Origin of the sequence: Lentzea sp. NPDC042327 (assembly GCF_040647275.1) — a bacterium.
Classification (GTDB): Bacteria; Actinomycetota; Actinomycetes; order Mycobacteriales; family Pseudonocardiaceae; genus Lentzea.
The window spans coordinates 130,434-141,985 of record NZ_JBEZBX010000005.1 but is presented as its reverse complement, the minus strand read 5'-3'; the positions used below and the strand labels follow the sequence as shown (position 1 = coordinate 141,985).

Here is an 11,552-nt window from a genome sequence, read left to right as displayed (position 1 = left end):
TCAAGGACAGACCCCCTGCGAGGAAGGCACGAGACATGTCTGCACTGGTGTCCGAGGTCGGCACCCGGACCGCCGCGGCGGCCCACAACCTGGTGAAGGTCTACGGCAAGGGTGACACCGCCGTGCGGGCGCTCGACGGGATCGACGTCGCGTTCCAGGCCGGGCGGTTCACCGCCATCATGGGCCCGTCCGGGTCCGGCAAGTCGACGCTGATGCACTGCCTCGCCGGACTGGACACGGTGGACAGCGGCGCGATCCACATCGGACAGACCGAGATCACGAAGCTGAACGACAAGGACCTCACCAAGCTGCGCCGCGACCGCGTCGGGTTCGTCTTCCAGGCGTTCAACCTGCTGCCGACGCTCACCGCCGAGCAGAACATCCTGCTGGGCCTCGAACTGGCCGGCCGCAAGCCCGACCAGGAGTGGTTCGACACCATCGTCACCGTCCTGGGCCTGCGCGACCGCCTCACCCACCGCCCGACCGAGCTGTCCGGTGGCCAGCAGCAGCGCGTGGCCTGCGCCCGTGCCCTGGTCGCCCGCCCCGAGGTCATCTTCGCCGACGAACCGACCGGCAACCTGGACTCCCGCAGCGGTGCCGAGGTGCTCGACTTCCTGCGCATGTCGGTGCGCAAGCTGGGCCAGACCGTGATCATGGTGACGCACGACCCGGTGGCCGCCAGCTACGCCGACCGCGTGGTCCTGCTGGCCGACGGCCGCCTCGCCGGTGAGATCCACCAGCCCACCACCGAGTCCGTCGTCAACGCCCTCACGCACCTGGGGGCGTGAAGCGATGCTGAAGACGATCCTCGCGGGCCTGCGCGCCCGCACGGCGCGGCTGGTGCTGTCCAGCATCGCCATCGCGCTCGGCGTCGCGTTCGTGACGGGCACCCTCGTGCTCGGCGACGCCGTCGAGGAGCAGACCAGGGACAACTTCGCCCGCAGCGCCCGCAACGTGGACGCGGCGGTGCACCTGTCGGAGAACAGCCCCGACCGGGACAACGGCATTCCCGTCGACTTCCTGCAGAAGATCCGCGCCGCCACCGGTGTGGCCGGCGCCGACTCCCGCGAGTTCGGCAGCGCCGCACTGCTCGGCGGTGACGGCAAGGCCCGCAACGCGCTGGTGCAGCCGCTGCCCACCACGGAGGCGCTGCGCGACTTCAACCTCAGGGACGGCCGGTTCCCGGCCAAGGCCGACGAGGCCGCCGTCGACACCAAGACCGCGCAGATCGCGAAGCTCAAGGTCGGTGACCAGGTCAAGCTGCTCGACGAGGACAACGCCGAGCACGCGTTCACCGTCGTCGGCACCTACCAGCAGGGCGCCGGCAGTCTCTCGATGTCCGGCAGCGACCACGTCGTGGTGTCGCCGGAGGGCCTGCACACGGTCATCCCGAAGCAGCGCGTGTACGAGATCGTCGCCGTGGCGAAGGACGGCGTGTCGCAGCAGCAGCTCGTTGACACCATCAAGGGCGTCGTCGGCGCGAGCTACCAGGTGCAGACCGGTGAGCAGCTGACCCAGGAGACGCTCAAGCAGGTCGGTGACGCCGCCGCGGAGATCAAGACGTTCCTGCTCGCGTTCGCCGCGATCTCGCTCGTCGTCGCGGGCATGGTCATCTACAACACCTTCACGATCCTGGTCGCCCAGCGCACCAAGGAGCTCGCGCTGCTGCGCTGCGTCGGTGCCGAACGCGGCCAGGTGTTCCGCAGCGTGCTCGCCGAAGCGGTCTTCATGGGCCTCGCGGCGTCCGTGCTCGGCATCCTCGGCGGTCTCGGCGTCTCGGCCGGCCTGCAGGCACTGGTGGGCACGGTCGGCGGCCCGAGCGGGGACGACGTAGCGATCCGCCTGCCGATCTCGTGGGTGACCATCGCCGCCGGCTTCGGCGTCGGCGTGGTCGTGACCGTGCTGTCGGCCGTGCTGCCGGCCCGCCGCGCCACGAAGGTCGCCCCGGTGGCCGCGCTGCGCTCGCAGCCCGACAGCCACGACGACGTCGCCCGCACCGGCAAGGTCCGCATCGTCCTCGCCGCGTTGATCGCGCTGGCCGGTGGCGTCGCCGTCTACTTCGGTCTCCGGCAGGAGGAGGAAGAGCTGGCGATGTTCATCACCGGCGGTGCCACGATGGTGCTGCTGCTCGCGGTCCTGCTCCTCGGCCCGCTCTACGTCGGCCCGGTCAACCGCCTGTTCGGCAAGGTGCTGCGCGGTGTCCCGGCCAAGCTGGCCTCGGCCAACGCCGGTCGCAACCCGAAGCGCACGGCCGCGACCACGGCGGCGCTGATGATCGGCGTGACCATCGTCGCGATGGTGACCGTGGTGGCCGGCAGCGGCCGCGAGACGATGAGCAAGAAGGTCGACGAGCGGTTCCCGTCCGACTACGAGGTCAGCTCCAGCGTCTACAGCCAGCCGCTGACCTCCAAGTTCGCCGACGAGCTCGCGAAGGTCCGCAACGTCGCCCAGGTCGCGCCGCAGCTCACCGCGTCCACCGAGTCGCCGCAGCTGCCCTACGCCTACGTCACCGGCTACCCGGCGGACGCGATCGGCTCGCTGGTGCGGGCGGAGACGACCACCGGGCCGCTGACCCCGCTGAAGGACGGCGAGATCGCGATGCGCGAGAAGGAGGCCAAGGAAGCGGGCCTCTCGATCGGGTCGTCGCTGAAGCTCGGCGGCAAGGACTTCACGGTCGTCTCGCTGCTCAAGGACAACAGCTACGGCACCGGCATCGTCACGCTGCCCTCGGCCACGGCCCTGCTCCCCGAGGCCCCGAAGGGCTACGAGAAGCTGCTGGTCAAGCTCGCTCCCGGCACCGACGTCGCGACCGCGCGGGCCGACCTGGAACGCGTCATCGCCACCTCGCCGGTCGCGGTGCTGAACTCGGCGGCGGAGACGAAGGCCGAGCTCAACGGCCAGATCGACCAGATCCTGCTCTTCATCTGGGCGCTCGTCGGCCTGGCGCTGGTCATCGCGTTGTTCGGCATCGCGAACACGCTGACGCTCTCGGTGCTGGAGCGGACCCGCGAGTCGGCGCTGCTGCGGGCGCTGGGCCTCACCAGGGGTCAGCTGCGGCAGATGCTGGTGGTCGAGTCGATCCTGATGGCGCTGATCGGCGCGGTCGTGGGCGTCGTGCTCGGCGCCGGGTTCGGGTGGCTGCTGGTCCAGGCGATCTCCAACTCGGAGCTGCAGATCAGCTTCTCCGTCCCGTACGGCCAGATCGGCATCATGCTCGGCCTCGCCGTGGTCGCCGCGGTCGTCGCGGCCGCCCTCCCGGCCCGCCGGGCGGCGAAGAGCTCCGTGGTGGCGGGCATGGCGGAGGCGTAGGACGTCCGTTCCGGCCGGGTGAGTTCGGGGACCCGCCGGAACGGACCGGGTGGTGCGGAACAGGGGCCGCACGACCGGGGATCGGCAGAGGTCCGGTGCACTCGGGGCACCGGACCTCCGCTGTGTCGAGTGCACGCGGGGAGCTTTCGTACTCTCCTGGTGCACGGAAGGGCCCCGCGTGCCCACCCGGCAGGGGGGACGGGCGGGAGTGGAAAAAATCTTGGGAGCGCGCGTCATGTTTTGGGCGCGACGCCCTCTACCTGGGGTGAGAGGGACGACCGGAGCGAGGGCCCGGTCGTCCCTCTCTCCGTTCCGGCGCTTCCGCGCCACCCGGTTGAGACGCCGCGGGAGTTCGTCCCAGGTTTTTGTTGCTCCTGTCCACAAAGTTACGGAACGATGTCGACCGCTTGACACCGGCGCGTCTCCAGTTGAGTGTGAGAGCGCTCTCACCGAGGTTCACATGCGCCAACGGCGCCGTCGAGGAGGACGGATGAACAGAAGGCTGGTCGGCAGCGCTGCTGCGACCCTCGTGATGGTTCTGGTCGCGGGATGCGGCGGGAGTTCCGAGGCTGACGGCAAGGTCGAGCTGTCACTCGGCCTGTTCTCCGACTTCGGTTACGACAAGCTGATCGAGGAGTACATGGCCTCGCACCAGAACGTCAAGATCGAGCAGCGCAAGGTCAAGATGGAGCAGCACAACACGCAGCTCGCCACGCAGCTGGCGGGTGGCCGCGGTGCCGCCGACATCGTCGCGCTGGAGGAGGGCGTGATCTCGCAGTTCCGCGCCTCCAAGGACAAGTTCGTGAACCTCGCCGAGTACGGCGCCAAGGACCTGAAGTCGCAGTGGGCCGACTGGAAGTGGAACCAGGGCACCGCCGACAACGGTGAGTTCGTCCTGGGCCTCGGCACCGACATGGGCAGCCTGGGCCTGTGCTACCGCAGCGACCTGTTCGCCGCGGCCGGCCTGCCGACCGACCGCGCCGAGGTCGCGAAGCTGTGGCCGACCTGGGCGGACTACGCCAAGGTCGCGGACCAGTTCACGGCCAAGACGCCGAACGTGAAGTTCGTCGACACCGGTCGCAACGTCTACAAGGCCATCCTCGACCAGACCGAGGAGGGCTACTTCGCGAAGGACGACTCCTACATCGCGGAGAAGAACGACAAGGTCAAGACCGCGTTCGACACCGCGGCCGCGCTCGGCGCCAAGCAGCAGACCGGTGCGCTGGAGCCGTTCAGCCAGGAGTGGAACGTCGCGCTGAAGCAGGGCTCGTTCGCCACCACCACCTGCCCCGCCTGGGCGCTCGCGCTCATCAAGGCCGGTGCCGGTGACGGTGCGGCCGGCAAGTGGGACGTCACGACGGCGCCCGGCGGTGGCGGCAACTGGGGCGGGTCGTTCCTCGCGATCCCGAAGCAGGGCAAGCACCCGAAGGAGGCCTACGAGCTGGCCAAGTGGCTGACCGCGCCCGAGCAGCAGAAGCGGATCTTCAAGGAGACCGGCAACCTGCCCAGCCAGCCGAAGGTCTACCAGGACGCCGAGGTCCAGGCCACGGTCAACGAGTACTTCAACTCCGCGCCGGTGGGCCAGATCTTCGCCACCTCCGCCGAGTCGCTCAAGCCCACCTACCGCGGCACGAAGGACTCGAAGGTCGGCCCCGTGTTCGGCACCGCGCTCACGCGCGTCGAGCAGGGCAAGCAGTCCGGAGCAGACGCCTGGACGCAGGCGTTGAAGGAAGCACAGGACCTCGTCAAGTGACGTTGACGCGTCCGGAGACCGAGGCGGCCAGGGCCGCCTCGGTTCCTCCGTCCTCGAACGAGCCCCGGCGGCTGGGGCTGAGCCGCTGGGACGCCAGGTACACGCCCTACCTGATCATCGCGCCGTTCTTCCTGGTCTTCGCGGTCTTCGGGCTCTACCCGCTGCTGTACACGGCGTGGGTGTCGCTGCACGACTGGCAGCTGATCGACGGTGACCAGGGGTTCGTCGGCCTGGAGAACTACAGCCGGCTGTTCGGCGACCCGAACTTCTGGAACGCGCTGTTCAACACGATCAGCCTGTTCGTGCTCTCGACCGTCCCGCAGCTTCTCGCCGCGCTCGGCCTGGCCGCGCTGCTCGACCGGGGGCTGCGCGGCAGGGCGTTCTGGCGCGCGGGCGTGTTGCTGCCGAACGTCATCTCGGTCGCCGCGGTCGCGCTGGTGTTCGCGCAGTTCTACGGCCGCGACTTCGGCATCGTGAACTACCTGCTGGGGCTGGTGGGCATCGACCCGGTCGACTGGCGCGCCGAGACGTGGGCCTCACACCTCGCCGTGTCGTCGATGGTGATGTGGCGCTGGACCGGCTACAACGCGCTGCTGTACTTGGCGGCCATGCAGTCGGTGCCGAGGGACATGTACGAGTCGGCCACCCTGGACGGTGCCTCGCGCTGGCGGATGTTCTGGTCGATCACCGTGCCGTCGATCCGCCCGACGATCCTCTTCACCGTCGTCACCTCGACGATCGGCGGTCTGCAGCTGTTCGCCGAACCCGCGCTGTTCGACCCCGGTTTCGCGGCCAACAACTCGACCGGTGGCAGCGACCGGCAGTTCCAGACGCTCGTGCTTTACATGTACGAGAAGGGCTTCCGGCTGTTCGACGCGGGCTACGCGGCCACCGTGGCGTGGATGCTCTTCCTCGTCGTGCTGGTGGTCGCGGTCATCAACTTCACGCTGACGCGGCGCATCGCGTCGAAGGGGTGATCGGCCGATGACTCGCACGAAGGCCGGACCGCTGCTCTACGGGTTCCTGGTCGCGGTGCTCGCCGCCTCGGTGTTCCCGCTGTACTACTCGTTCATCGTGGCGTCGAAGGACAACTCGGTGCTCGGCGAGAAGCTGCCGCCGCTGGTCCCCGGCGGCAACCTCGTCGAGAACGTCACCCGCGTCTTCGACACGGTCGACTTCTGGCTCGCCATGCAGAACTCGTTCATCGTCGCCTCGACCGTGGCCATCTCGAACGTCGTGCTGGGCACGCTCGCGGGCTTCGCGTTCGCCCGGCTGCGGTTCAAGGGCCGCGACTCGCTGTTCCTGGTCGTGCTCGGCACCGCGATGGTGCCGACGCAGCTGGGCGTGATCCCGCTGTACATGCTGATGTCGGACCTGGACTGGTACGGCACGCTGCAGGCGGTCATCGTCCCGGTGCTGATCGGCTCGTTCGCGGTGTTCTGGATGCGCCAGGCGTGCGAGGAGACCGTGCCGCACGAGCTGATCGAGGCCGCGCGGGTGGACGGCTGCTCGGTGCTGCGGACGTTCTGGCACGTCGGGTTCCCCGCCGTCCGGCCGCAGGCGGCGGTGCTCGGCATGTTCACGTTCATGACGTCGTGGAACGACTTCTTCTGGCCGCTGATCGTGCTGGACCCCAACGACAGCCCGACCGTCCAGGTCGCGCTGTCGACCCTGGCCAGCGGCTACTACACCGACTACTCGCTGATGCTGGCCGGCGCGTCGCTCGCCGTCCTGCCGGTCATCGCGATCTTCGTCCTGCTCTCCCGCCAGATCGTCGGAGGAATCATGCAGGGTGCTGTGAAGGGGTGAGTGAATGACGACCGACTCGGACGTCGAGGTCGAGCGGGAGGTGCTGAGCTTCCCGCCGGACTTCCTGTGGGGAGCGGCGACCGCGGCGTTCCAGATCGAAGGATCGACCACAGTGGACGGTCGGGGGCCTTCGATCTGGGACACCTTCGCGGCCACGCCGGGCAAGGTGCTGAACGGCGACGGCGGCGACCCGGCCTGCGACCACTACCGCAGGTACGCCTCCGACGTGGACCTGATGGTCTCGCTCGGGCTGGCCGCCTACCGGTTCTCCATCGCCTGGCCGCGCGTGCAGCCCAGCGGCAGCGGCGCGGTCGAGGAGCGCGGGCTCGCGTTCTACGACCGGCTGGTGGACACGTTGCTGGACAAGGGCATCCAGCCGCTGGCCACGCTGTACCACTGGGACCTGCCCCAGGTGCTGGAGGACTTCGGCGGCTGGCGCAACCGGGACACGGCCTACCGCTTCGCGGAGTACGCGGCCGTCGTGCACGAACGGCTCGGCGACCGGGTGGAGGCCTGGACGACGCTGAACGAGCCGTGGGTGTCGGCGTTCCTGGGCTACGGCAACGGCATCCACGCCCCCGGCGTGGCCGACCCGGTGGCCTCCCTGGAGGCGGCCCACCACCTGCTGCTCGCCCACGGCCTCGCCACGCAGGCGCTGCGCGCCCAAGCCCCGGCCTCGCACCGGCTGTCGCTCGTGCTGAACTTCAGCACGATCTGGGCGGACGACTCCTCGGAGGCGTCGCTGGAGGCGGTGCGCAAGGTCGACGGGCTGCAGAACCGCATCCTGCTCGACCCGGTGCTCGGCCGCGGCTACCCGCTGGACGTCCTGCAGGACACCGCCTGGCTGGGCGACTGGACGAACGTGGTGCGCGACGGCGACATGGAGACCATCGCGACCCCGGTCGACTGGATCGGCGTCAACTACTACAACCCGACCCGCGTGGCACCGGCCGAGGAGGACTTCGTGCCCGAGGGCCCGCACGCAGGCCTGCGCGGGGTGGCGCTGCAACCGCCGCGCGGTGAGCTCACCGGCTTCGGCTGGGAGCAGAACGCCGACGCGTTCACCGAGCTGCTGGTGCGGCTGTCGAAGCACGTCGACGGCATCCCGCTGGTGGTCACCGAGAACGGCTCCGCGTTCCCGGACGAGGTCGACGAGCTCGGTCGCGTCGTGGACGTGCAGCGCACGAGGTACCTGGTGGACCACGTGCGCGCGGTGCACCGGGCCATCTCCGAAGGCGCGGACGTCCGCGGGTACCTGGCGTGGTCGCTGCTCGACAACTTCGAGTGGGCGGCCGGGTACTCGCAGCGGTTCGGCATCGTGCACGTCGACTTCGAGACGCAGCAGCGCACGGTCAAGGAGAGCGCGGCGACGTTCTCCCGGATCATCGGGAACAACGGCCTGCCGGCGCACGGCTACGCGGTCTGACCGCTCGGCCGGACCGGGGACTCCGGCGCTCTCACCCGCGGACACGCCCGTCCGCAGGTGAGAGCGCTCTCTCGTTTTTCCGGCCGCTCGGCGTCACTGGCCAGGACGGCGGAGTTCGCCGGGGACGCGCGACAATTCCCCCCATTTCGAGACCCCGGGCTTTTCTGGATCGTTTTACCGCGGTGTCGCGTTCCCGCAACAGCACCCGGCGATCCTGGTTCGCATGATGCGAGGAGTGCTCACCGAGGACCTGGTGCTGCGTCCGGGCACGGCCGCGGACACCGACGCCGTCGCCGCGCTGCACGGCAGATGTTCGATGGGGACGTTGTTCAACCGCTACCACTCCGGGATGAGCACCGTGCCGCGGCGCTGGCTGCACCGCCTGCTCAGCCCCTCGCGCGGGACCACGACCGTGGTGCAGAACGGTGACCGGCTGATCGCGCTGGGGCAGCTCATCCGCACCGGGCTGCCGGGCTGCGCGGAGGTGTCGTTGCTGGTGGAGGACGCGTGGCAACGCCGTGGAGTCGGTGCCGCGCTGCTGTCCGCACTGGCTTCCGAGGCGGAGCTGTTCGGCTGTCGGGAGCTCGTGGCGTGGTGCCTGCCGTCGTCGACCGCTCTGGTGCGGACGGCCGTTTCCGCCGGTTTGCCCGTTGCGACCCGCCGGGAGGACGGACTGGTCCGGGTCTCCATCGCGCCACGGGGAAGCACGCCCGATCCGCCGAAAGTGGCCGCTATTGGGGAAAAAACGCGCTGAAAAACGCGGAAACCCTCCTCCGAGATCGCTTGCGGCTAAGCTGACCAGCGACTCAAAGGCTTTTCATCGAGGAGTGGTGGTGCTCGTGTCCAACCACGCGCGACCGACGCTGGAGGACGTGGCCGCGAGGGCAGGGGTCTCCCGCGCCACGGCGTCACGGGTGCTGAACGCGTCGCCGAGGGTGAGCCCCGAGGCACTGGAGGCCGTGAACGCCGCCGTGCACGCGCTGGGCTACCAACCCAACCGCGCGGCCAGGGCACTGGTCACCCGCCGCACCGGCGCCGTCGCCGTCGTGTTCTCCGAGCCCGAACCCAAGATCTTCGACGACCCGCACTTCGCGCGTCTCATCCGCGCGGGCGCCCGCGCGCTGGCCGACGTCGACGTGCAGATGGTCCTCATGCTCGTCCACTCGCTCGACGACCAGGCCCGCGCCCACCGCTTCCTCGCGGGCGGCCACGTCGACGGCGCGCTGGTGTTCGCCCCGCACCGCAACGACGAGCTGGTCTCGATCGTGAAGAAGCTGCCGCTGCCGGTGGTCTACGCCGGCAAGCCCTGGGGCTCCCTGCGCGGCATGCACCTCGTCGACAACGACAACGAGGGCGGCGCCGTCCTCGCGACCGAGCACCTCAAGTCGCTGGGCCGCCGCAAGATCGTGCACGTCTCCGGCCCGCTCGACGAGCTGTCGGCGATCGACCGGCTGAACGGCTTCAAGTCCGCGCTCAAGCTGGACGACAAGGCCGCGGCCCGCCTCACCGAGGACGGCGGCTTCACCCGCGAGGGCGGCCGGAAGGCCATGTCGGCGCTGCTGGCGAAGGTGCCCGCGCTCGACGCCGTGTTCGTCGCGTCGGACCTGATGGCCGCCGGCGCGCTGGAAACGTTGAACGAGGCCGGGAAACGGGTGCCGGAGGACGTCGCCGTGGTCGGGTTCGACGACCACATCGCGATCGCCGAGCACACCGTGCCGCCGCTGACCTCGGTGCGCCAGGACTCGGACTCGCAGGTGAAGCACATGGTCGCGCACCTGATGAAGCTGCTGCGCGACGAGACGGTGAAGCGCAAGCAGGAGATGCTGCCGACGGCGCTGGTGCGGCGCGAGTCCGCCTGACCGGCAGGGGAGTGCGCGCCCCGGCTGAGCGGGGCGCGCGGACTCACCCCGGGTTCTTGCAGGTGGGTGGAGGCAGCGGGTTCAGCGGGCTGCACGGCCACCCCGACGGCGTCGCCGTGGTCGTCGTGGTCGTGCTCACCGGTGGCGGCGGTGCCGGGTTGGTGACGGCCGGCGGCGGGGTGGTCTTCCTGGGCGTCTGCTGCGTGCTCGACGTGGAGCTCGGAGGACTCGGCGGAGCGCTGCTCGACGGCGTGGTGGTCTCGGTGCTGCTCAGTGACGTGCTCGGGGTGGTGGTGATCCAGCTGGAACCGGGTGTTCCGGCCGACGGGGCCTCTTCCGAGACACCGTGGATGGCCATACCCACCAACACACCGAGCAACGCGGAGCCGAGCACAGCGGAGCCGCCAGCGGCCCACAGTGCGCGCACGGCAGTCCTCCTCAATTGCTCACGGATGGAAGTCAGGTGGTCACGCTCACGGCAGGCTACCGGTAGTAAGGGCGCAGGAGAACGCTCACCTGACTGCCTTATCGGCGCCCTGACGCCCCTGGTTGAGTGGCCGCCGTCAGCGGACCGCAGTCCGGGCGAGCACCGGACCGGCCCCCGCAAGCCCTGCCACCAGCACGGTTCCGGTCAGGCGCCACGCCGGAGCATCACCCGAGCAGGTGAACACCTCGGCGAACTGCTCCATCGAGTGACGCGGACCCGAACGCGCGCACAGGGGGAGGCCGGCGTCGACCGTGCCGCCTTAACAACTCAGTAAGGTCTTGCCGGTCCGATTTGCGCCAGTATTTCGGTATGCGCCATCGTCGATTCCTGATCCCCGTCGCACTCGTCCTCGTGGTCGCGCTCGGGGTCGGCCTGTACCTGTTCCAGCCGTGGCGCCTGCTGACGACCCGCGAAACGAACGAGGCGCTCCTCGTTCCCGCGGGACCCACCTCGTCCGCGCCGATGACGACGTCCGGGACGAGTGCGGAAGCCACTCCCGTCGCACCCCCGCCGGTCGAAACGCCGCGAGAGGTCGCCACCGGCGCATGGCGGTCGCTCGAACACGCCACCACCGGCCAGGCGAGCTTGGTCGAACTGCCTGGTGGCGGGCACTCCGTGCAGTTCGCGGCGCTCGCCACCAGCGACGGCCCCGACCTGTACGTCTACCTCTCGCCGCACGCGTCCACCGCGGCGGAGAAGACCTTCGGACAGGGATTCACCAGTCTCGGCAAGCTGAAGGGAAATCGTGGCGACCAGGTGTACGAAATTCCGGCCGGAGTCGATGTCTCCACCATTCGGAGTGTCGTGATCTGGTGCAAGCGCTTCTCCGCGGGCTTTGCCGTAGCACCGTTGGAACAGGCCTGAAACACCCGCTCCCGCCTGCTCTGTTCGCACTATTGACTTTTGTGG

10 protein-coding genes are annotated in these 11,552 nt (G+C 69.5%); 9 read left to right on the top strand and 1 reads right to left on the bottom strand.

The window, feature by feature from the left end; translation table 11 throughout:
• The first annotated feature begins 35 nt into the window (after positions 1 to 35).
• The 8 genes from AB0A63_RS14470 to AB0A63_RS14435 all read left to right on the top strand — a co-directional run bounded on the left by AB0A63_RS14470 (position 36) and on the right by AB0A63_RS14435 (position 10,156).
• Positions 36 to 788, top strand: a complete 753-nt coding sequence (locus AB0A63_RS14470) for an ABC transporter ATP-binding protein (RefSeq protein ID WP_360390253.1) — start codon at positions 36 to 38, stop codon at positions 786 to 788.
• A 4-nt stretch (positions 789 to 792) separates the two neighbouring features.
• Positions 793 to 3,309, top strand: a complete 2,517-nt coding sequence (locus AB0A63_RS14465; RefSeq protein ID WP_360390251.1) for an FtsX-like permease family protein — start codon at positions 793 to 795, stop codon at positions 3,307 to 3,309.
• A gap of 490 nt (positions 3,310 to 3,799) precedes the next feature.
• Positions 3,800 to 5,062, top strand: coding sequence for an extracellular solute-binding protein (locus tag AB0A63_RS14460; protein WP_360390248.1), 1,263 nt, complete (start codon positions 3,800 to 3,802; stop codon positions 5,060 to 5,062).
• A gap of 77 nt (positions 5,063 to 5,139) precedes the next feature.
• Positions 5,140 to 6,039: a sugar ABC transporter permease gene (locus AB0A63_RS14455; RefSeq protein ID WP_360391452.1), complete on the top strand. Its 900-nt coding sequence runs from the start codon at positions 5,140 to 5,142 to the stop codon at positions 6,037 to 6,039.
• 7 nt (positions 6,040 to 6,046) lie between these two features.
• Positions 6,047 to 6,871 (top strand): carbohydrate ABC transporter permease, encoded by an 825-nt coding sequence (locus AB0A63_RS14450; RefSeq protein WP_360390245.1) that lies wholly within the window; start codon positions 6,047 to 6,049, stop codon positions 6,869 to 6,871.
• 4 nt (positions 6,872 to 6,875) lie between these two features.
• Positions 6,876 to 8,297: a GH1 family beta-glucosidase gene (locus AB0A63_RS14445; RefSeq protein WP_360390242.1), complete on the top strand. Its 1,422-nt coding sequence runs from the start codon at positions 6,876 to 6,878 to the stop codon at positions 8,295 to 8,297.
• A 223-nt stretch (positions 8,298 to 8,520) separates the two neighbouring features.
• A complete protein-coding gene (locus AB0A63_RS14440) occupies positions 8,521 to 9,051 on the top strand; it encodes a GNAT family N-acetyltransferase (RefSeq protein WP_360390239.1) in 531 nt (176 codons plus the stop codon).
• Between the two features lie 79 nt (positions 9,052 to 9,130).
• Positions 9,131 to 10,156 (top strand): LacI family DNA-binding transcriptional regulator, encoded by a 1,026-nt coding sequence (locus tag AB0A63_RS14435; RefSeq protein ID WP_360390236.1) that lies wholly within the window; start codon positions 9,131 to 9,133, stop codon positions 10,154 to 10,156.
• Between the two features lie 43 nt (positions 10,157 to 10,199).
• On the opposite strand, the gene AB0A63_RS14430 is transcribed toward AB0A63_RS14435, so the two are convergent.
• Positions 10,200 to 10,583, bottom strand: a complete 384-nt coding sequence (locus tag AB0A63_RS14430; protein ID WP_360390234.1) for a hypothetical protein — start codon at positions 10,581 to 10,583, stop codon at positions 10,200 to 10,202.
• A 351-nt stretch (positions 10,584 to 10,934) separates the two neighbouring features.
• On the opposite strand from AB0A63_RS14430, the gene AB0A63_RS14425 reads away from it, so the two are divergent.
• On the top strand, positions 10,935 to 11,507 hold the full coding sequence (locus tag AB0A63_RS14425; RefSeq protein ID WP_360390231.1) for a DM13 domain-containing protein: 573 nt from the start codon (positions 10,935 to 10,937) through the stop codon (positions 11,505 to 11,507).
• The last annotated feature ends 45 nt before the right edge of the window (positions 11,508 to 11,552 follow it).